This window comes from Streptomyces sp. NPDC052910 (assembly GCF_055585605.1).
The window spans coordinates 272,489-293,619 of sequence record NZ_JBVJJR010000003.1; the positions used below are offsets into that span (position 1 = coordinate 272,489).

18 protein-coding genes are annotated in these 21,131 nt (G+C 72.2%); 2 read left to right on the forward strand and 16 right to left on the reverse strand.

All coding sequences use genetic code 11. From position 1 onward, the window contains the following. Window positions 1-46: 46 nt before the first annotated feature. From ACZ6X9_RS12195 to ACZ6X9_RS12210, 4 genes are all read right to left on the reverse strand, one after another. On the reverse strand, window positions 47-529 hold the full coding sequence (locus tag ACZ6X9_RS12195) for a GNAT family N-acetyltransferase (RefSeq protein WP_469777902.1): 483 nt from the start codon (window positions 527-529) through the stop codon (window positions 47-49). Next, a complete protein-coding gene (locus ACZ6X9_RS12200; protein WP_223767002.1) occupies window positions 526-1,467 on the reverse strand; it encodes an RluA family pseudouridine synthase in 942 nt (313 codons plus the stop codon). Before ACZ6X9_RS12200 ends, ACZ6X9_RS12195 begins: the two co-directional genes overlap by 4 nt. Window positions 1,468-1,536: 69 nt before the next feature. Continuing rightward, entirely contained in the window at window positions 1,537-2,115 is a 579-nt protein-coding gene (lspA, locus tag ACZ6X9_RS12205) for a signal peptidase II (RefSeq protein ID WP_469777903.1), read from the reverse strand. A gap of 126 nt (window positions 2,116-2,241) precedes the next feature. Further along, entirely contained in the window at window positions 2,242-2,925 is a 684-nt protein-coding gene (locus ACZ6X9_RS12210) for a TraR/DksA family transcriptional regulator (RefSeq protein WP_469777904.1), read from the reverse strand. Between ACZ6X9_RS12210 and ACZ6X9_RS12215 the strand changes: the two genes are divergently transcribed. Then, window positions 2,924-4,171, forward strand: a complete 1,248-nt coding sequence (locus ACZ6X9_RS12215; RefSeq protein ID WP_469777905.1) for a hypothetical protein — start codon at window positions 2,924-2,926, stop codon at window positions 4,169-4,171. The genes ACZ6X9_RS12210 and ACZ6X9_RS12215 overlap by 2 nt on opposite strands. Window positions 4,172-4,658: 487 nt before the next feature. Continuing rightward, window positions 4,659-7,823 carry an isoleucine--tRNA ligase gene (ileS, locus tag ACZ6X9_RS12220; protein ID WP_469777906.1) on the forward strand — a complete coding sequence of 1,055 codons (3,165 nt, stop codon included), beginning with the start codon at window positions 4,659-4,661 and terminating at the stop codon, window positions 7,821-7,823. A 465-nt stretch (window positions 7,824-8,288) separates the two neighbouring features. Here ileS and ACZ6X9_RS12225 read toward each other — a convergent pair whose 3' ends face one another. The 12 genes from ACZ6X9_RS12225 to ACZ6X9_RS12280 all read right to left on the reverse strand — a co-directional run bounded on the left by ACZ6X9_RS12225 (window position 8,289) and on the right by ACZ6X9_RS12280 (window position 21,122). Beyond that, the gene (locus ACZ6X9_RS12225; RefSeq protein WP_469777907.1) at window positions 8,289-9,488 is read right to left on the reverse strand and encodes a DivIVA domain-containing protein; all 1,200 of its coding nucleotides are present in this window, start codon (window positions 9,486-9,488) and stop codon (window positions 8,289-8,291) included. Between the two features lie 61 nt (window positions 9,489-9,549). After that, window positions 9,550-9,834, reverse strand: coding sequence for a YggT family protein (locus ACZ6X9_RS12230; protein ID WP_469777908.1), 285 nt, complete (start codon window positions 9,832-9,834; stop codon window positions 9,550-9,552). A gap of 72 nt (window positions 9,835-9,906) precedes the next feature. Further along, a complete protein-coding gene (locus ACZ6X9_RS12235; protein ID WP_469777909.1) occupies window positions 9,907-10,518 on the reverse strand; it encodes a cell division protein SepF in 612 nt (203 codons plus the stop codon). 118 nt (window positions 10,519-10,636) lie between these two features. After that, a complete protein-coding gene (locus ACZ6X9_RS12240) occupies window positions 10,637-11,368 on the reverse strand; it encodes a YggS family pyridoxal phosphate-dependent enzyme (RefSeq protein WP_469777910.1) in 732 nt (243 codons plus the stop codon). Continuing rightward, window positions 11,365-12,162: a peptidoglycan editing factor PgeF gene (pgeF, locus tag ACZ6X9_RS12245; protein WP_469777911.1), complete on the reverse strand. Its 798-nt coding sequence runs from the start codon at window positions 12,160-12,162 to the stop codon at window positions 11,365-11,367. The genes ACZ6X9_RS12240 and pgeF overlap by 4 nt, the downstream gene beginning before the upstream one ends. 62 nt (window positions 12,163-12,224) lie before the next feature. Beyond that, window positions 12,225-13,463, reverse strand: coding sequence for a cell division protein FtsZ (ftsZ, locus tag ACZ6X9_RS12250; RefSeq protein WP_004955836.1), 1,239 nt, complete (start codon window positions 13,461-13,463; stop codon window positions 12,225-12,227). A 240-nt stretch (window positions 13,464-13,703) separates the two neighbouring features. Further along, entirely contained in the window at window positions 13,704-14,594 is an 891-nt protein-coding gene (locus tag ACZ6X9_RS12255; protein ID WP_469777912.1) for a cell division protein FtsQ/DivIB, read from the reverse strand. 25 nt (window positions 14,595-14,619) lie between these two features. After that, complete coding sequence (gene murG, locus ACZ6X9_RS12260) at window positions 14,620-15,711, reverse strand: undecaprenyldiphospho-muramoylpentapeptide beta-N-acetylglucosaminyltransferase (RefSeq protein WP_469777913.1); 1,092 nt, start codon at window positions 15,709-15,711, stop codon at window positions 14,620-14,622. A gap of 6 nt (window positions 15,712-15,717) precedes the next feature. Further along, a complete protein-coding gene (ftsW, locus tag ACZ6X9_RS12265) occupies window positions 15,718-17,130 on the reverse strand; it encodes a putative lipid II flippase FtsW (protein ID WP_469777914.1) in 1,413 nt (470 codons plus the stop codon). Between the two features lie 58 nt (window positions 17,131-17,188). Continuing rightward, window positions 17,189-18,655, reverse strand: coding sequence for a UDP-N-acetylmuramoyl-L-alanine--D-glutamate ligase (gene murD, locus ACZ6X9_RS12270; protein ID WP_469777915.1), 1,467 nt, complete (start codon window positions 18,653-18,655; stop codon window positions 17,189-17,191). Continuing rightward, window positions 18,637-19,701 carry a phospho-N-acetylmuramoyl-pentapeptide-transferase gene (mraY, locus tag ACZ6X9_RS12275; RefSeq protein ID WP_223766829.1) on the reverse strand — a complete coding sequence of 355 codons (1,065 nt, stop codon included), beginning with the start codon at window positions 19,699-19,701 and terminating at the stop codon, window positions 18,637-18,639. Before mraY ends, murD begins: the two co-directional genes overlap by 19 nt. Next, window positions 19,698-21,122 (reverse strand): UDP-N-acetylmuramoyl-tripeptide--D-alanyl-D-alanine ligase, encoded by a 1,425-nt coding sequence (locus tag ACZ6X9_RS12280; RefSeq protein ID WP_469777916.1) that lies wholly within the window; start codon window positions 21,120-21,122, stop codon window positions 19,698-19,700. Before ACZ6X9_RS12280 ends, mraY begins: the two co-directional genes overlap by 4 nt. Window positions 21,123-21,131 lie beyond the last annotated feature (9 nt).

Below are 21,131 nucleotides of genomic sequence, written 5' to 3' on the forward strand. Positions count from 1 at the left end.
GGAAAGGCCTCAGCCAGGCAGGGGAAGGGCCGGAGCCGGGGAAAGGTCAGAGCTCCTTGCTCATCGCCCGGTGCGGTATCCCGCTGCCCTCGTCGAACTCGGGACCGAACGCCGCGTACCCCAGTCGCTCGTAGAAGCCGAGCGCGTGCGTCTGCGCCTCCAGGTAGACGCGGGTGAGGCCCAGCCGCCGGGCCTCGTCCTCCACGGCCCGGACCAGGGCGACGCCCAGTCCCGTGCCGCGCGCCGCCCGGCCCACGGCCAGCCGGCCGAGCACGGCCGTGAGGTCGTCCGCGACGCCCGCGTGGGCGTACTTCCGGCGGGCGGGCTCGCCGTGCAGGAAACGGACGGTGCCGACGGGCCCGGACGGGCCGGTGGCGAGCAGGTGGACGGCGTGGACGTCATAAGCGTCCAGCTCCTCCGCCTCGGGGATCTTCTGCTCCCCCACGAACACCTCGCGGCGCACCGCGAAGCAGCCCTCCAGCTCCTCCGGCCCGGCGACGACCCGCACCTGGGCGGGGATCCCGCTCACGCGCTCTCGGCGCGCACGATCTCCAGGGCGCGCCGCAGGTCCTCGGGGTACTCGCTGGCGAACTCCACCCAGCGCCCGTCCGACGGGTGCTCGAAGCCGAGCCGGACGGCGTGCAGCCACTGGCGGGTGAGCTTCAGCCGCTTGGCGAGCGTCGGGTCGGCGCCGTACGTCAGGTCGCCGACGCAGGGGTGGCGGTGCGCGGACATGTGCACGCGGATCTGGTGGGTGCGGCCGGTCTCCAGCTTCACGTCGAGGAGGCTGGCGGCGCGGAACGCCTCGATGAGGTCGTAGTGGGTGACCGAGGGCTTGCCTTCGGCGGTCACGGCCCACTTGTAGTCGTGGTTCGGGTGCCGGCCGATGGGCGCGTCGATGGTGCCGCTCATCGGGTCCGGGTGCCCCTGGACGAGCGTGTGGTACCGCTTGTCGACCGTGCGCTCGCGGAACTGCTGCTTGAGCAGGGTGTAGGCGCGCTCCGACTTGGCGACGACCATCAGCCCGGACGTGCCGACGTCCAGCCGGTGCACGATGCCCTGGCGCTCGGCCGCGCCCGAGGTGGAGATCCGGTAGCCGGCGGCGGCCAGGCCGCCGATGACCGTGGGGCCGGTCCAGCCGGGGCTGGGGTGCGCGGCGACGCCGACCGGCTTGACGATGACGACGATGTCCTCGTCGTCGTGGACGATCTCCATGCCCTCGACGGGCTCCGCGACGATCTGCACCGGCGCGGGCGGCGCGGGCATCTCGACCTCCAGCCAGGCACCGCCGCTGACGCGGTCGGACTTGCCGGCCTCGGCACCGTCCACCTGGACCTTGCCCGCGGCCGCGAGCTCGGCCGCCTTGGTACGGGAGAACCCGAACATGCGTGCGATGGCGGCGTCGACGCGCTCGCCCTCCAGGCCGTCGGGTACGGGCAGGGCGCGGATCTCGGGAATCGTGCTCACCCGTCGAGTATGCCGGACGGGTGAGCCGCCGCCGTACGACAGCCCTGGCCGGGGCTCCCCGATGCGAGGTCAGTCCTGGTGGACGGTCCCGTCCGGGTCCAGCCCGCGGAAGGAGAGGATCACGATCAGGAAGCCACCGCAGACGATCGCCGAGTCGGCGAAATTGAAGACGGCGAAGTGGGCGGGGGCGATGAAGTCCACCACCCCGCCCTCGAACCCGCCGGGCGAACGGAACAGCCGGTCGGTGAGGTTGCCGAGCGCGCCGCCCAGCAGCAGGCCCAGCGCGATGGCCCAGGGCAGGCTGTAGAGCTTGCGCGCGATCCGGGCGATCACCAGGATCACGGCCGAGGCGATGATCGTGAAGACGATGGTCATCGTCTCGCCCAGGCTGAACGCGGCCCCGCGGTTGCGGATCACGTCCAACTGGAGCCAACTGCCGAACACCTCGACCGGGTCGTGGTGCTCCAGCTTCGCCACGACGAGCATCTTGCTGGACAGGTCGAGGAGATAGGCGAAGGCGGCGACCGAGAACAGCGCCACGAGCCGGCGCCTGCCCCTGGTCGCGCCCTCGCCGCCTGTCGTCCCTCCGGTCACGTCGGTCCCCTCCGGCGCACCGGTGGGCCGTCCGGCCTGCTCCGCCTCTGTCACGTGAGTCCTTCGGTTCCGTGCGTCACCCACCACCGGTCATGACAGTGCCGAGCACCGCTGTGTCTGATGGGCTCCGGGTGCACTGCCCGGATGAGGACGAGGGTACGGCACGCCACCCGCGCGGGGTCAGCGACGTTCCTGGCGCTGTTTGCACTCGACACACAGCGTGGCCCGCGGAAACGCCTGCATCCTGGCCTTGCCGATCGGCCTGCCGCAGCTCTCGCAGAGACCGTACGTACCCGCGTCCAGACGGACGAGCGCCCGCTCGGTCTGGTCGAGCATCTCCCGGGCGTTGGCGGCGAGGGCGAGCTCGTGCTCCCGGGCGGTGTTCTTCGTCCCGGTGTCGGCCTGATCGTCCCCCGCCCCGTCCCCCGAGTCCCGCATCAGCCCGCTGACCGCCTCCTCCGCCGACCGGATCTCCCCCCGCAGCCGCGCGACCTCGCTCTCCAGCACGGCCCGCGCCTCGTCCGCCTCCCCCTGCGACCAGGGCTCCTCGCCGGGCCGCACGGGCAGCTCCCCGGCAGCCGCGGTGTCACCCGCGCCCGCGCCGTCCGCCCTCGCCCCCGGCACCTTCGTCGCGTCCGGCACCTCGCCCACCGTCTTCTTCGCAACCACGTTTCCGGCTCCCGTCTCCTTGGTGGTACCCGCCGACGCCGCGTCCCCCGCGACGACGATGCCCTCCCCCACGGCCCCGGTCTTGACCGGGGCCGCCTTCCGCGCCACGGCCGGCGCGGCGGCCGGTGCGGCGGCCGGCGCGGGCCGTCCCGACAGCCGCGTCCGGTGCGGCGACGCGACGCTCTTCGCCGGCATGGCCTTGCCGTCACCCCGCTCCCGAGCGGGCGCCGCTCCCGCCGCCGCGGCCGGTCCCCCGGCCCCCGCCGACGCTTCCGCCGCCGAGGCCCCGGTCCGCCCGCCCCGCGCCGAAGCGGAGGCCGCCTTCTTCGCCGACCTCTTCCCCGCCGCGGCCCTCGCCTCTTCGCGGGAGCCCGCGGCTGTGGCCTCCGCTTTTCCGGCCGTCGCCGCACTATGCGTCCCCGCGCCGGACCCGGGCCTCCGAGGCGCCTCACCCCCAGCCGCTCCCCCGCCCGCCACGGTCACCGTCTTCTTCCCCCGCACCTTCCCGCCCGAGGATCCGCCCCTCGCGGCAGCGGCCACGGCCCCACCCGCCGCCGCCTTGCCCGACCTCCCGCCGACGCTCCTGGCGGACGCCGTTCCTCTCCCCGACGCCTCCGGGGCCGAGGACGCGCTCTTCCTGCCGGAAGAAGCGGCTTCCCCGCCCGCCGCCGCAGCGGTGAGCGCCACCTTCTTCGCCGTCGCCTTCTTCGCCGGTGCCTTCTCGGCCGGGCGCCCGGCCTTCCCCGTGGAAGCCTTCTTCACCGCCGAGCGCGCCGCCTCCCCGGCCGCCGTCTCCTTCGCCCCGGCCTTCCCGGTGGGCGCCGCCTTGGAAGCGGCCTTCTTTGCCGATGCTTTCTTCGACGAGGCACCCGTGCCCGGCCCGGCCTTCGCCGTCTTCCCAGCGGCGGACTCGTTCGCGGTCGCCTTCGCGGCGGCTTTCTTCGCGGGGGCCGCCTTCACCGCCGCCTTCCCGGATCTCTTCCCGGCCACCGCCCCGGCCGCCTTCTTCGCGGGAGGAACCGCCGCCCTCCCGGCAGACCCCCGCACCGTCGCCTGTTCGGGCCCCGGCGCACCCTGCGCGGCGGCCTTCGACGCCGTCTTCTTGGCGGATGCCTTTCCGGCCGAGACGGTCTTCACCGAAGCCTTGGCCGAATCCTTGACCGAACCCTTGGCCCGCGCCTTCACCGAGGTCTTCTCCCCCGATGCCCTCTTCGCCGAAGCCTGCTTCGCCGAAGCCTGCTTCGCCGGAGCCTTCTTCGCCGCTTTCGCCGTCTTCGTGCCGGCCGCCGCTCCCACCGTCACAGCAGCCCACTCCGCCGGACAGGACGCACCCGGCGGGCCCCACCACCCCGACGGGCCCGCCCGGCCCGTCCCGTCCGGCCGACCCGGCCGGCAGGCCCCCGCGCCGTGGCCGCCCCAGTCGAGGACTTCTCCGCCATGACCGCGACCCCTTCACATTTTATGATCTTGCGCGCGAATCGTGCGGGAACGATAAATCGGCTCGGAGCACGCGGCAACGGGGCACGCCGGTGCCGACCCGTGTGCCCCGCGCCCGGCCCTGTAACCCGCGGGACGCGCCCGGCCCCGCGCCGGGCGGAATAACCGGTCGGCCCGCCCCGCCCTCGCCCCGTACACTGGGCGCAGCGAAAGGCGTGGATGGGACGAGTAGCGCCGCACGCAGCCATGAGCGATCCGGGGACGGTGTGAGCCCGGAGGCGTGCGCGGTGTGAAGATCACCCCGGAGCCGCCGGAGGAAAGCCAGGGGTGTGGCCACACACCCCCGGCGAGTAGAACCGGCATCGCGACCCCAATGAGGGGGCCGGAGGCACACGCCTGCGGCCAAGGAGGGTGGTACCGCGGGAGTACGGACAACGGCTCTCGTCCCTCCGACGGACAGCGCACAACCGTCCAGCCGGAGGTAGCCACCGATGAGTTCCGCGAGCCCCCAGAGCGCCGCGCCCCAGTACCGTTCCGTCCCCGCCCAGGTCGACCTGCCCGCGCTCGAACGCGCCGTGCTCGACTTCTGGCAGGAGCAGAAGATCTTCGCCCGCACCCTGGCGCAGTCCGAGGGCCGGCCCGAGTGGGTCTTCTACGAGGGCCCGCCGACCGCAAACGGCATGCCGGGCGCGCATCACATCGAGGCCCGCGTCTTCAAGGACGTCTTCCCGCGCTTCCGGACCATGCAGGGCTACCACGTGGGCCGCAAGGCCGGCTGGGACTGCCACGGCCTGCCGGTCGAGCTCGCCGTCGAGAAGGAGCTGGGCTTCTCCGGCAAGCAGGACATCGAGGCGTACGGCATCGCCGAGTTCAACGCCAAGTGCCGCGAGTCCGTGACCCGGCACACCGACGCGTTCACCGAGCTCACGACCCGCATGGGCTACTGGGTGGACCTGGACGACGCCTACCGCACCATGGACCCGGACTACGTCCAGTCCGTCTGGTGGTCGCTGAAGGAGATCTTCGACAAGGGTCTGCTGGTCCAGGACCACCGCGTGGCCCCCTGGTGCCCCCGCTGCGGCACCGGCCTGTCCGACCACGAGCTGGCGCAGGGCTACGAGACGGTCGTCGACCCGTCCGTCTTCGTCCGCTTCCCGCTGACCTCCGGCCCGCTCGCCGGCGAGGCCGCGCTGCTGGTCTGGACGACGACGCCGTGGACGCTGGTCTCCAACACGGCCGCCGCCGCGCACCCGGACGTCACCTACGTCGTGGCGACCGACGGCACGGAGAAGCTGGTCGTCGCCGAGCCGCTCCTCGAGAAGGCGCTCGGCGAGGGCTGGACGGCCACGGACCGGCGCTTCACCGGCCGCGAGATGGAGCGCTGGACGTACCGCCGCCCCTTCGACCTGGTCGAGTTCCCCGACGCCGCCCACTACGTCGTCAACGCCGAGTACGTGACGACGGAGGACGGCACCGGCATCGTCCACCAGGCCCCGGCCTTCGGTGAGGACGACCTCCGCACCTGCCGCGCCTACGGCCTGCCGGTGGTCAACCCGGTCCGCGCCGACGGCACCTTCGAGGAGGACCTGCCGCTCGTCGGCGGGCAGTTCTTCAAGAAGGCCGACGAGGCGCTCACCGCCGACCTCGGCGCGCGCGGCCTCCTCTTCAAGCACGTGGCGTACGAGCACAGCTACCCGCACTGCTGGCGCTGCCACACCGCGCTCCTCTACTACGCGCAGCCGTCCTGGTACATCCGCACCACGGCCGTCAAGGACAAGCTGCTCGCGGAGAACGAGAAGACCAACTGGTTCCCGGAGTCGGTCAAGCACGGCCGCTTCGGCGACTGGCTGACCAACAACATCGACTGGGCGCTCTCCCGCAACCGCTACTGGGGCACCCCGCTGCCCATCTGGCGCTGCGAGGACGACCACCTCACCTGCGTCGGCTCCCTCGCCGAGCTCTCCGAGCTCACCGGCACCGACCAGAGCGGCCTCGACCCGCACCGCCCGTACATCGACGACGTCACCTTCCCCTGCACCGCCGAGGGCTGCGCGCACACCGCCGTCCGGGTGCCGGAGGTCATCGACGCCTGGTACGACTCGGGTTCCATGCCGTTCGCCCAGTGGGGCTACCCGTACAAGAACAAGGAGCTCTTCGAGAAGCGCTACCCGGCGCAGTTCATCTCGGAGGCCATCGACCAGACCCGCGGCTGGTTCTACACCCTGATGGCCGTCGGCACCCTCGTCTTCGACAAGTCGTCGTACGAGAACGTCGTCTGCCTGGGCCACATCCTCGCCGAGGACGGCCGGAAGATGTCCAAGCACCTGGGCAACATCCTCCAGCCGATCCCGCTGATGGACCAGCACGGCGCCGACGCGGTCCGCTGGTTCATGGCGGCCGGCGGCTCCCCGTGGGCGGCGCGCCGCGTCGGCCACGGCACGATCCAGGAGGTCGTCCGCAAGACGCTCCTCACCTACTGGAACACGGTCGCCTTCCAGGCCCTCTACGCCCGCACCGCCGGCTGGGCCCCCTCGGCCGCCGACCCGGCCCCGGCCGACCGCCCGCTGTTGGACCGCTGGCTGCTCGGCGAGCTCAACACGCTCACCGACCAGGTCACGCAGGCCCTGGAGGCCTACGACACCCAGCGCGCCGGCAAGCTGCTGTCCGCGTTCGTGGACGACCTCTCCAACTGGTACGTCCGCCGCTCGCGCCGCCGCTTCTGGCAGGGCGACGCGGCCGCGCTGCGCACCCTGCACGAGGTGATCGAGACGGTCACCCGCCTGATGGCCCCTCTGGTGCCCTTCATCACCGAGCGGGTCTGGCAGGACCTGGTCGTCCCGGTCGACCCGGAGGCCCCGGAGTCGGTGCATCTGGCGACCTGGCCGAAGGCCGACACGTCCCTGATCGACCCGGAGCTGTCGCGCCAGATGGTGCTGGTGCGCCGCCTGGTCGAGCTCGGCCGCGCCACCCGCGCCGAGTCCGGCGTCAAGACGCGCCAGCCGCTGTCCCGCGCGCTGGTCGCGGCGGCCGGCTTCGAGACGCTCGGCGAGGAGCTGCGCGCCCAGATCACCGAGGAACTCAACGTCTCCTCGCTCGCCTCCCTCTCCGAGGTCGGCGGCTCCCTCGTCGACACCACCGCCAAGGCCAACTTCCGCGCCCTCGGCAAGCGGTTCGGCAAGGGCGTCCAGGCCGTGGCCAAGGCGATCGCCGCGGCCGACGCGGCGGCCCTGTCCCTCGCCCTGCGCGAGGGCAACGCCTCCGTGGAGGTGGACGGCGAGACCGTCGCCCTCACCCCCGACGAGGTCATCATCACCGAGACGCCGCGCGAGGGCTGGTCCGTCGCCTCCGACTCCGGCGCGACGGTCGCCCTCGACCTGGAGATCACCCCGGAGCTGCGGCGCGCGGGGCTGGCCCGGGACGCGATCCGCCTCATCCAGGAGGCACGCAAGAACTCCGGTCTCGATGTGGCCGACCGGATCGCCCTGCGTTGGTCGTCCTCCGATGAGGAGGTGCGGACGGCTCTCGCCGACCACTCCTCCCTCATCGCGGACGAGGTCCTGGCGACGGACTTCGCGACGGGCGAGGGTGACGAGGCGTTCGGCGAGCCGTTCACGGACGATTCCCTGTCCCTGACGTTCCGCCTGCGCAAGGCGTAGCCGCCGAAAAGGGGCGGGGCCGGGGAGTTTTCTCCCCAGCCCCGCCCCTTCCCGTTTCTTGCGGGGGCCGACCCCCGCACCCCCGAAACCGCGCTCCGCGCGGTTGTCCTCAAACGCCGGACGGGCTGGGTTTCGCGCCCGGGCGCACCACTCAGCCCGTCCGGCGTTTGAGGACCTCGCGGCGAAGCCGCGATGCCGGGGATGCGGGCCCTCCCGCAGAAACGGCGAAAGGGCGGGACCGGGGCCCCACCCTTCCACCAAAGCCAACGCGCCGGAGCGGGACGGAATCGAACCGCCGTCATCCTAGATGCCATCGAGGCGTTCCACCTACTGAACTACACACCCCGGCGCTGCCGATCAGCATACATGCGCACACCACACGACAACGGGCCGGGCCCCGGGGATATCCCCGGGGCCCGGCCCGTTGGTGATTGTCCGACGACACCCGCTAACGGGCGAAGCCCGTCAGTTGTCGTCCTCGTCGATGAGGAACCCGCGCATCGGCGAGGGCGCCTGCATCGGCTGCGGCCCCTGCGGCCGTACCGGGGCCATCGGCTGGGTCATCGCGGGCGACATCTGCTGCTGGCCGCCGTACGACTGGTTGCCCGACGACTGGCCGTGGCCACCGCCCATGGACGAGTTGCCGCCCATGCTGTGACCACCCATGCCCGCACCGGCCGACGCCATGGACCCGCTCATCGAGGGGGCCGGCGGCAGCGACGGGGCGTTGGTGGCGCGCGGCGGGGCGAGCGAGTCGTCCGCCTGGTTCTCCAACTGGCGGAGCTGGCTCTCCAGGTAGGACTTCAGCCGCGTGCGGTACTCGCGTTCGAAGCCGCGCAGGTCCTCGACCTTGCGCTCCAGTGTGGCGCGGGCGGACTCCAGGGAGCCCATGGCCACACGGTGCTTCTCCTGCGCGTCCCGCTCCAGCGCGTCGGCCTTGGCGCGGGCGTCCCGCTCCAGGCCCTCGGCGCGGCTGCGGGCCTCGCCGACGATCTTGTTGGCCTCGGAGCGGGCCTCCGCGATCGCCTGATCGGCCGTCTGCTGCGCGAGCGAGAGCACACGAGCGGCGCTGTCGCCACCCGGGCCCTGGCCCTGCTGCTGCATCTGGGGACCGGGGCCGCCCATCGGGCCGCCCTGACCCATCGGGCCGGGACCGCCCTGGCCCATCGGACCGCCCTGGCCCATGGGGCCGGGACCGCCCTGACCCATGGGACCGCCCATGGGGCCACCCATCGGACCGCCCTGGCCCATGGGGTTCTGTCCCATCGGACCCGCGCCGTGCGGGCCCTGGGGACCGTGGCCGTGTCCGCCCGGCCCGGCCGGCAACTGCGGGGCACCGCCCGGAAGCTGCGGCGGGCCGCCCATCTGCTGCTGGTTCGGCGGCACCGGCTGCGGGCCTGATATGGCGGCGGGCACCGGCGCCCCGGGACCTGGTCGCTGGTCCTGCGGCTCGGGCTTGCGCATGTTCTGCTGCTGCTGGTTCTGCGCCGCGGCTCGGGTCGCTGCCGCCAGCTTGGCGCGCAGGTCCTCGTTCTCCCGGAGCAGGCGGGTCAGTTCGGCCTCGACCTCGTCGAGAAAGGCGTCGACCTCGTCCTCGTCATAGCCTTCTCGGAGGCGGACGGTCGTGAACTGCTTGTTCCGCACGTCCTCGGGGCTCAGCGGCATCTCTTCTTCACCTCAACGTAGTCGTCGGCAATCGGCAAGACCGTATCGTTCACAGCCGCGTTCACAGCCGCTCCACGACGGTGATCAGGATGTAGACGATGATCATCAGTACGAAGAAGGACAGGTCGAGCGCCACGCCCCCGAGACGCAGCGGCGGGATGAACCGCCGCAGAAGCTTGAGTGGCGGATCGGTGACAGTGTAGGTGGCCTCAAGGACGACCACCATCGCCTTACCGGGTTGCCACGAGCGGGCGAACTGGAAGACGTAATCCATCACCAACCGGAAGATGAGCACCATGAGGAAGACGTACAGCGCGATGTAGACCACCTGCCGTGCGATGTCCATCCTCGCGCTTCCCTCTCCCCTTGTGCCCGGCCTATTGACCGTCTCTCACCGGCATTGCCTGATTGTGCGTCTCTAGCTCTGGTTGAAGAACCCGCCCTCTGCGATGCGGGCCTTGTCCTCCGCCGTGACATCGACGTTAGCAGGAGACAGCAGGAACACCTTCTGCGTCACCCGTTCGATGCTGCCGTGGAGGCCGAAGACCAGACCCGCGGCGAAGTCGACAAGTCGCTTCGCGTCGGTGTCGTCCATCTCGGTCAGATTCATGATCACCGGGGTGCCTTCACGGAAGTGTTCCCCGATGGTACGGGCCTCGTTGTAGGTCCGAGGGTGCAATGTCGTGATGCGGTAAGGCTCCCGCTCGGACACAACTTTGGGCATGATCACCGGTGCGTTCTTCTCCAGGGAGTGGCGTTCGGGTGTGATGGACGACACGGGGGCGATTCGGGCGGGTCGTCCCGTTTCCGCTGTCAGCGGAGCCGGTTCACGCTGTGCCGGCGGCTGGGCGACCCGTACCGGTTCGTCCGTTTGCGTCTGCTGCGCCTGGTGTTGCTGGTGCTGCTGCCGGCGCCGGTCGGGCTCCGGCTCGGGCTCGAACTCGTCATCGGGATCGAATCCCCGGCCGTCGTACCCATCGTCCTCCACGAGGCCGAGGTAGACCGCCATCTTGCGCATCGCGCCGGCCATTCTCTGCGTCCTCCGCTCTGTGGTGGATCGGCTCCTCAACGGCGCTGGATCCACTTGGTCCGCCCGCCTTTTGACGGGAATGACCATATTTTGTGCTGTGGTCCGACTCTTGGCGACGTTACCCGAGGCCGGGTCGGACTCCGAGTACCGCTGTGCCGACGCGTACATGTGTCGCACCCGCCGCCACGGCGTCCTCCAGATCCGCGCTCATTCCCGCGGACACCATGTTCGCAGCCGGATGCGCCGCGCGCAGGTCCGTTGCGATTTCCCGCAGCCGCTCGAAGGCCTCCCGGGGCCGGCCCGCGTAGGGCCCGGCCAGCGGAGCGACCGTCATGAGCCCCGCCGGGCGCAGCCCCTCGGCCTCGGCCAGGGCGTCGGCGAGGGCCGCCACCCCGTCCGGCGCGACGCCGCCGCGGCCGGCGCCGTCGCCGGTCTCCGCGTCGAGGGCCACCTGGATCAGACAGCCGATTTCCCGTCCGGGTCCCCGGCCTTTCCGTACCGCGGCGGCGGAAAGCGCGGTGACCAGTCGCACCCGGTCAATGGAGTGCACCACGTCGGCATAATTCACCACGCTTTTCACTTTGTTTGTCTGCAATTGACCGACGAAGTGCCAGGTGAGCGGGAGATCCGCGCATTCCGCGGCTTTCGGGGCGGCGTCCTGGTCGCGGTTCTCCGCGACATGACGGACTCCCAGTTCCGCGAGCAGCCGGACGTCGCTCGCGGGATAGGTCTTGGTGACCACGATCAGGGTCACCTCGTCACGCTTTCGGCCCGCCGCCGCGCAGGCGCGGGCGATACGTTCCTCCACCCGGGCGAGGTTGTCGGCCAATTGCGCTCCACGGTCCGTCATCGACCCGTCACCCCTTCCCCCGCACAGTCGTCCGGACAGTCGTCGCCGAGCCACACATAACTGGCGAGCCGTCCGGTGACGCGGTCGCGCCGGTAGGAGAAGTGGTCCGCCGATTCCATCGTGCAAACGTCCGACTGCCCCGCGAGGCTGACGCCCATTCGGGCGAGTTGCGCCCGGACCCCGGCGGCCACGTCCACGGCCGGCGTCCCCCACCGGGTGGTGGCCCACGCCTCGGGCACCACCGCGGTGACGTCGGCGCGCATGGCCTCCGGCACCTCGTAGCAGCCGCCGCAGACCGACGGGCCGATGTGCGCGAGGATCCGGGCCGGGTCGGCGCCGAGCCCGGTCATCTCCTCGACCACCGCGGGCACCACCCCGGCGACCAGGCCGGGACGGCCGGCGTGGGCCGCGCCCGCGATCCCGGCGACCGGGTCGGCCAGCAGGACGGGGGTGCAGTCGGCGGTCAGCACCGCGAGGGCGAGCCCCCGGCGGTCCGTCACCACCGCGTCCACCGCGGGGATCTCGTCGTCATCCCCCATAGCCTTGACGGCATGGGAGGTACCCCCATCCCACGGTCCGTCGACCACGGCCACGTCCCGGCCGTGCACCTGGTGCATCCAGACGACCGCCGCCGGGTCGATGCCCAGCGAACGGGCCGCCCGCTCGCGGTTGGTCCGGACCGCCGCGGGGTCGTCGCCGACCGCGCCGCCCAGGTTGAGCTCCGCATACGGAGCGGCGCTCACCCCGCCCCACCGGTCGGTGAAGGCGAAGTGCGCGCCGCTCGCGTGTGCCACGTGGGGCCGTCCCCGGGTGTCCGGGGCCGGGTTTCCTATCACCGGGGTCACGTCCTGCCGGGTCACTTCAGGAAGTCGGGAACGTCCAGTTCCTCGGCGGTCGAGTCCTGGTACGGGCGGGCCGGGGGCACCTGCGGGGAGGCGACCGGGGGCGGCGGGACCTCGGCGACCGGGACCGGGTCCGGGACCGGCTCCTCGGTGCGCGGGGTCACGTTGCCCAGGCCGCCGAACGAGGGGCGGACCGGCTCGGCCGGGCGCTCGGTGCGGCTCACGGCCGGCGCCGGCGCGGCGGGGGTCTCCTCGCGGCCGTAGGAGGAGCCGAGCACCTTGTCGCGGCTGCCCTTGGCCGGCGGCTGGCCGCCGTCGAAGCCGGCGGCGATGACGGTGACGCGGACCTCGTCGCCGAGGGCGTCGTCGATGACGGCGCCGAAGATGATGTTCGCCTCGGGGTGGGCCGCCTCGCTGACCAACTGGGCCGCCTCGTTGATCTCGAAGAGGCCGAGGTCGGAGCCGCCGGAGATGGAGAGCAGGACGCCGCGGGCGCCGTCGATGGACGCCTCCAGCAGCGGCGAGGAGATGGCCATCTCGGCGGCGGCCACCGCGCGGTCGTCGCCGCGTGCCGAGCCGATGCCCATCAGCGCGGAACCGGCCTCGGACATCACGGACTTGACGTCCGCGAAGTCCAGGTTGATGAGGCCCGGGGTGGTGATGAGGTCGGTGATGCCCTGCACGCCGGAGAGCAGCACCTGGTCCGCCGACTTGAACGCGTCGAGCACGCTCACCTGACGGTCCGAGATGGACAGCAGCCGGTCGTTCGGGATGACGATGAGGGTGTCGACCTCGTCGCGGAGGCTGGCGATGCCGTCCTCGGCCTGGTTGGCCCGGCGGCGGCCCTCGAAGGTGAACGGGCGGGTGACCACACCGATCGTCAGGGCGCCCAGCGAGCGGGCGATGTTGGCCACGACGGGGGCGCCGCCGGTGCCGGTGCCGCCGCCCTCGCCCGCGGTCACGAAGACCATGTCGGCCCCCTTGAGGACCTCCTCGATCTCCTCGCGGTGGTCCTCGGCGGCCTTGCGGCCGACGTCCGGGTTCGCGCCGGCGCCGAGACCCCGGGTGAGCTCCCGGCCGACGTCGAGCTTGACGTCGGCGTCGCTCATCAGCAGGGCCTGTGCATCGGTGTTGATCGCGATGAACTCGACGCCCTTGAGACCGACCTCGATCATCCGGTTGATGGCGTTGACGCCACCGCCGCCGATACCGACGACCTTGATGACTGCGAGGTAGTTCTGCGGTGCTGCCACGTCGAAGGCCTCTCGCCTCGAGTTACGTATGCCTGGGGGACGGTTCGCAATGCCAACCCGAACCCTAACGTTGAAGTTTAGGGTTACCCGTGCCACTGTTCCCTGGGTTCTCGGAACAGGACACTAGGTCGACAAGTGGCGCGTGTTCAACGAACACGCCGAACCTCCCGTTTTTCTTTTCACCCTATGTGATCACCCATAGGCGTAGCCAACCAGGGTGCTGCCGGTACCCGACCGCCGTCAACTCCCCGACGCCGCAGGGGCACCCGGGGCGCTCACGTCGAAGTGGTCCGCGCCTCGCGCCGCCTTCATCAGCGCGGTCAGCGAACGGGCCTTCGCATCGCCCCGTTCGCCACTGCCCCAGACGACGGTCCGACCACCCGTCAGCTCCATGATGATCGAATCGTATGAGCGTACCCGGATCACGCGGGTGTCGCGGCGCACTTCGGCAGGGAGCGCGGCGGCGGCGCGCACGCCCTCGCGTTCGAGGCGGGGGCGCCCGAAGCGGCGGGTGCCGGGGGCGCCCGCCGGGGCCTCCATCACCAGCCGCGGCACCTTGGCCGGCGGCCGGTCGACTGTGGCGAAGCGCACTCCGGAGCCGTCGATCTCGACGAACTTCCCGCCCTTCTCGACGATGGCCCGCGGCTGGCGCTCCGTCACCTCCACGGCGACGCCGTGCGGCCAGTCCCGGGAGACGTCGACGGACTCGATGCGGGGCAGCCGCTCGCGCAGCCGCTCCTCGACGGCGTCGGTGTCGACGGAGACCAGCGGGTCGCCGAGCGGGACGGCCGCCGCCTCGCGCACCTCGTCGGCGGAGAGCACCTCGACGCCGGCCACGTCCACGTGGGTGGCGCGGAGCCAGTCCGAGCCGTAGAGCACCCAGCCCGCGCCGGCGCCGAGGAGGACGGCCGCGACCGCCCAGAGGACGAGGCGGGGGCGGCGGGGCAGGAAACGGCGGAGGCCCGTGCGGGCCCCCGCCGTCCCGGCGGACGAGGACTTTCCGCCCTCTTTTCCGCCTTTTTTCCCGCCTTTGCCGGCGTTCTTGGGAGCCTGGGAGGAGCCGGCCGGCGACTTCCGCTTCGGCTTACGGTTCCGTTCGTCACCGCGCCGGGCGGTCGTCGGTCCGGCCACGCTTCCCAGCCTCCTGCCCGCGACCTCAGCCCCTGCGGGCGGCGATCGCCTCGTAGACCATGCCGACCAGCAGCTCGTCGGCGTCCCGGCGGCCGAACTCGGCGGCGGCGCGGGACATGTCGTACAGCCGGTGCGGGTCGGTGAGCACCGGGAGCACGTTGTGGTGGATCCACTCGGGGCTCAGCTCGGCGTCGTCGACCAGCAGTCCGCCGCCGGCCTTGACCACCGGCTGGGCGTTGAGCCGCTGTTCGCCGTTGCCGATGGGCAGCGGGACGTAGGCGGCCGGGAGCCCGACGGCGGAGAGTTCGGCGACGGTCATCGCGCCCGCGCGGCAGAGCATCATGTCGGCCGCGGCGTACGCGAGGTCCATGCGGTCCACATACGATACCGGGATGTAAGGCGGCATTCCGGGCATGTTGTCGACATGCGGCACGTCGTTCTTCGGACCGACCGCGTGCAGGATCTGGATGCCCGAGCGCTGCAGCGACGGGGCGACGGCCTGGACGACCTCGTTCAGCCGCCGGGCGCCCTGGGAGCCGCCCGACACCAGCAGGGTCGGCATGTTCGGCTCCAGGCCGAACGCGGCGCGCGCCTCGTAGCGCAGGGCCGCCCGGTCCAGGGTGGCGATCGTGCGGCGCAGCGGGATGCCCACGTAGCGGGCGTTGCGCAGCTTGCTGTCCGGGGTGGACACCGCGACGCCGGCCGCGTAGCGCGAGCCGATCTTGTTGGCCAGGCCGGGGCGGGCGTTGGCCTCGTGGACGATGATCGGCACGCCGAGCCGCTTGGCGGCCAGGTAGCCGGGGAGGGCCACATAGCCGCCGAAGCCGACCACGCAGTCGGCCTTGGTGCGCTCCAGGATCTGCTCGGCGGCCTTGATGGTGCCGCGCAGCCGCCCGGGCACGGTGATCAGCTCGGGCGTGGGCTTGCGCGGCAGCGGCACCGCCGGGATCAGGCCCAGCTCATAGCCCCGCTCGGGCACGAGCCGGGTCTCCAGCCCGCGCTCCGTGCCGAGCGCCGTGATCCCCACGGTCGGGTCCTGCCTGCGCAGGGCGTCCGCGAGGGCGAGCGCGGGCTCGATGTGGCCGGCGGTCCCCCCGCCGGCGAGTACGACATGCACCGAAATTCACCGCTCTCCGGACGGCCGCTTCTTGACGCGCCGTCTCATCGTCTTCCATCTCACCCCAGGCTGCCGCATGGCCAGCGCCGCCCGCGCACCGGGTTCGTCGCGCGCGAAGGCGATCAGGAGCCCGATGGCGAACATGGTCGGCAGCAGGGCGGACCCTCCGTAGGAGAACAGCGGGAGCGGCACACCGGCGATCGGCAGCAGGCCGAGCACCGCACCGATGTTGACCACGGCCTGGGCCGTGATCCAGGTGGTCACCGCTCCCGCGGCGTACCTCACGAAGGGGTCCTCCGTGCGTCCGGCCACGCGGATACCCGCATAGCCTAGAGCCGCGAAGAGGGCGAGGACCGACAGCGTCCCCGCCAGACCCAGCTCCTCGCCGGTGATCGCGAAGATGAAGTCGGTGTGGGGCTCGGGCAGTTCGCCCCATTTTTCGACGCTCGCACCCAGTCCGGCACCGAACCAGCCGCCGTTGGCCAGCGCGTAGATTCCGTGCACGGCCTGCCAGCACTGGTCGTTGGCGCCCGGGTCGGTGGCGCCGATGCAGTCCAGGCGGGACATCCGGTTGGCACTGGTCTTGATGAACAGGACGGCGAGGGCCCCTGTGACACCGATCACTCCGGCGAACAGCCGGGTGGGGGCGCCGGCGACCCAGAGCAGGCCGAAGAGGACGAAGGTGAGCACCACGGTGGTGCCCATGTCGCCGCCGATCATGATCAGGCCGAGCAGCACGAACGTGACGGGGACCAGCGGCACCAGGAGGTGCTTCCACTGGGTGAGCAGTTTCTTGTGCTGTTTGCGGGCCAGCAGGTCGGCGCCCCAGAGCACCAGGGCGAGCTTGGCGAACTCGCTGGGCTGGGCCTGGAAGGGGCCGCCGAGGGAGATCCAGTTGGTGTTGCCGTTGATGGTCTCGCCGATGCCGGGCACCTGGACCAGGACGAGCAGGAACGCCGACACGGCGAGCAGCGGGTAGGCGAGCGCCCGCAGCACCTTCACCGGCAGCCGGGCGGCCGTCAGCAGCAGGACGGTGCCGATGGCGGCGGCGAGGAGCTGCTTGCGGAAGAAGTAGGTGGGGGCGAGGCCGCTCTGCAGAGCCTTGATCTGGGAGGCCGAGTAGACCATCACCAGGCCCAGCACGGTGATCAGCAGCGAGCCGCCGAGGATGAGGTAGTACGCCGTCAGGGGCCGGTCCCAGGCGCGGCGGGCGCGGGCGTGCAGCGCGCGCAGCCCGCCCGGGCCGCCGGGGAGCCGGCCGCGCGGCGGGCCGCCCGTTCCCGGGCCCCTGCCCGCCGCCCCGCGGGCCGGGGCGGCGCCGGAGGGGCGGGCGGGCCGGGGACGCGCGGAGGGCCCGCGGAGGGCCGTCCAGGCCCCGGGCGGCCCCGCGGTGGCGTGGACGTGGTCGGCGTGCAACATCCGGGTCCCCTCCGCTGCTGTTCCGGGCCGCCCGGCCCGCGGCGCGGGGCCGTGGCGGCTAGTTCTCCGTGGCGCGGCCGTCGGCGGACTCCCCGGGCCCGGCCTGGCCGGCCAGTTCCCGGACCGCCGCCGCGAACGCCTCGCCCCGCTCGCCGTAGTGGGTGAACATGTCCATCGACGCGCAGGCCGGGGCCAGCAGGACGGTGTCGCCTGGGGCGGCGAGCCGGGCCGCCTCCCGGACGGCCTCGGCCATCGCCCCAGTGTCGGTCCGGTCGAGGTCCACCACCGGGACATCCGGGGCGTGTCGTGCCAGCGCCTCCTTGATCAGGGCCCGGTCGGCCCCGAGCAGGACGGCGCCGCGCAGCCGCTTGGCGGCACCGGTGACCAGCTCGTCGAACGTGGCGCCCTTGGCGAGGCCGCCCGCGATCCACACCACGGACTCGTAGGCGGCCAGGGACGCCTCGGCGGCGTGGGTGTTGGTGGCCTTGGAGTCGTCCACGTACGCCACCCCGGCCACGTCGGCGACGTGGGAGATGCGGTGGGCGTCCGGCCGGAACGCGCGCAGGCCGTCGCGGACGGCCTTGGGCTCCACGCCGAAGGCGCGTGCCAGGGCGGCGGCGGCCAGGGCGTTGGCGATGTTGTGCGGCGCCGGCGGGTGGATGTCGGAGACCTCGGCGAGCTCCTGGGCGTTGCGCTGCCGGTCGGCGACGAACGCCCGGTCGACGAGGATGCCGTCGACCACGCCGAGTTCGGAGAGGCCGGGGGCGCCGAGGGTGAAGCCGATGGCGCGGCAGCCCTCCTCGACGTCGGCGTCGCGGACCAACTGTTCGGTGCGCGGGTCGGCGGTGTTGTAGACGCAGGCGACCCGGTTGCCCTCGTAGACCCGGCCCTTGTCGGCGGCGTACGCCCGCATCGAGCCGTGCCAGTCCAGGTGGTCCGGGGCCAGGTTGAGGACGGCCGCGGAGTGGGCGCGCAGCGAGGGCGCCCAGTGCAACTGGTAGCTGGAGAGCTCGACGGCGAGGACGTCGTAGGGCTCCTGGGAGAGCACGACGTCGACGATGGGGGTGCCGATGTTGCCGACGGCGGCGGTGCGCAGGCCGGCGGCCTCCAGGATGGAGGCGAGCATGCGGACGGTCGTCGTCTTGCCGTTGGTGCCGGTGACGGCGAGCCACGGGGGCGCGCCCTCGCCGCGGAGCCGCCAGGCGATCTCGACGTCGCCGACGACGTCGACGCCGGCCTCGGCGGCGGCGGTGAACAGCGGGCTGTCCGGGCGCCAGCCGGGCGAGGTGACGACGAGGTCGGTGCCCTCGGGGAGGGTGTCGGCGTCGTTCAGCCGGACGGTGACGGCGTCGCCGAGACCGGCCGCGCGCTCGCGCAGGGCCGGTCCGTCGCCGCCGTCGACGACGGTGACCCGGGCGCCGAGGCCGGCCAGGGCGCGGGCGGCGCTGACGCCGCTCACGCCGAGGCCGGCGACGGTGATGTGCTTGCCGTGGAATTCCGAGGTGGTCACTTGATGGCCAGCCATCCCGCGTAGAAGATTCCGAGGCCGACGGCCACGCACAGGCCCTGGATGATCCAGAAGCGGACCACCACCAGGACTTCGCTCCACCCCTTGAGTTCGAAGTGGTGCTGGAGCGGGGCCATCCGGAAGACGCGCTTGCCGGTGAGGCGGAACGAGCCGACCTGGATCACCACGGACATGGTGATGAGGACGAACAGACCGCCGAGGACGGCGATGAGGAGCTCGGTGCGGGAGCAGATGGCCAGTCCCGCGAGCGCGCCGCCGAGGGCGAGCGAGCCGGTGTCGCCCATGAAGATCTTGGCGGGCGAGGTGTTCCACCACAGGAAGCCGAAGCAGGAGCCCATCAGCGCGGAGGCGACGACGGCGAGGTCGAGCGGGTCCCTGACCTCGTAACAGGCGGCGCCCGCGGTCAGCGGGTTGCCGCAGGACTGGCCGTGCTGCCAGGTGCCGATGAACACGTACGCGCCGAAGACCATCACCGAGGCGCCGGTGGCGAGGCCGTCGAGGCCGTCGGTGAGGTTCACGCCGTTCGACATCGCGAGGATCATGAACAGCGCCCAGACCACGAAGATCACCGGGCCCAGCGTCCAGCCGAAGTCCTGGGTGAACGACAGCCGGGTGGAGGCCGGGGTCTGGCCGCGGGTGTCCGCGAACTGCAGGGCCAGCACCGCGAACGCGATGCCGACGATCAACTGGCCGGCCATCTTGGCCTTGGCCCGCAGGCCGAGGCTGCGCTGCTTGACGATCTTGATGTAGTCGTCGAGGAAGCCGACCAGGCCCATGCCGGCGGTCAGGAACAGCACCAGCAGGCCGGAGGTGGTCGGCTTGCTGCTGGTCGCCACCTTGGTGACGGCGTACGCGACCAGGGTGGCCAGGATGAAGGCGATGCCACCCATGGTGGGCGTGCCCTTCTTCCCGGCGTGACCGCGCGGACCGTCGTCCCGGATGAACTGGCCGTAGCCCTTGCGGGCGAGGAACTTGATCAGCAGCGGGGTGCCGATGAGCGTCAGGAAGAGACCGACGACTCCGGCGACAAGGATCTGGTTCATCGACCGGTGACCTCGCCCTCACCCGCGAGCAGTTGCTCCGCGACCTGTTCCAGCCCGACCGACCTGGACCCCTTCACCAGGACGACGTCTCCCGGGCGCAGCTCCCTGCGCAACAGGTCGACCGCCGCCCGCACGTCGGACACGTGCACCGACTCCTCACCCCACGAACCCTCGTTGTAGGCGCCCATGCACAGCCAGGCCGCTTCCCTGTCCCCGACTGCCACGAGCTTGCTGACGTTGAGCCGGACGGCCAGCCGCCCGACCGCGTCGTGCTCGGCGAGCGACTCCTCGCCGAGCTCGGCCATCCGGCCGAGCACCGCCCACGTGCGGCCCCCCCGCGCCCTGGCGGTCTCGCCCATGGCGGCCAGCGCGCGGAGCGCGGCCTTCATGGACTCGGGGTTCGCGTTGTAGGCGTCGTTGACGATCGTCACGCCGTCCGCGCGCTCGGTGACCTCCATCCGCCAGCGGGAGAGCTGGCCCGCCTCGGAGAGCGCGGAGGCGATCTCCTGCACGGGCATGCCCAGCTCGTGGGCGACGGCGGCGGCGGCGAGCGCGTTCGACACGTGGTGCTCACCGTACAGCCGCATGGTCACCTCGGCGCACCCGGTGGGGGTGTGCAGCGTGAAGGCGGGCCGGCCGTCCGGGGTGAGGCGGACGTCCGCCGCCCGCACGTCCGCGTCGGCGGCCTCGCCGAACAGGACCGTACGGGCCTTGGTGCGCGAGGTCATGGCGCGGACCAGCGGGTCGTCGGCGTTGAGCACCGCGACGCCGCCCTCGGCCGCCGCCGGCAGCGCCTCCACCAGCTCGCCCTTGGCCAGCGCGATGCGCTCCCGGCCGCCGAACTCGCCGATGTGCGCGGAGCCGACGTTGAGCACGAGGCCGATGCGCGGCGGGGTGAGCTCGGCGAGGTAGCGGATGTGGCCGACGCCGCGGGCACCCATCTCCAGGACGAGGTGGCGGGTCTCCTCGGTGGCGCGCAGGGCGGTCACCGGGAGGCCGATCTCGTTGTTGAGGTTGCCGGCCGGGCACACCGTCGGTCCCAGGCGGCCCAGGAGCTGCCCGATCAGGTCCTTGGTGCTGGTCTTCCCGGCGGAGCCGGTCAGGCCGACGACGGTGGCGCCCAGGCGCTCCACGACCGCGCGGGCCAGCGCCCCGAGGGCTGCCACGACGTCCGGGACGACGATGGCGGGTACGCCGACGGGCCGGGTGGCCAGTACGGCCACCGCACCGGCCTCGATGGCGCGTCCGGCGTAGTCGTGGCCGTCGACGTGCTCCCCGGCGAAGGCCGCGAACAGGCCGCCGGGGACCACCTCACGGGAGTCGTAGACGACCGGGCCGGTGGCCAGGACGTCCGGGTCCGGTATGTCGTGCTGCCGCCCGCCGACGAGGGCGGTGATCTCGGCGAGGGACAGGGGAATCACCTGGGGTCA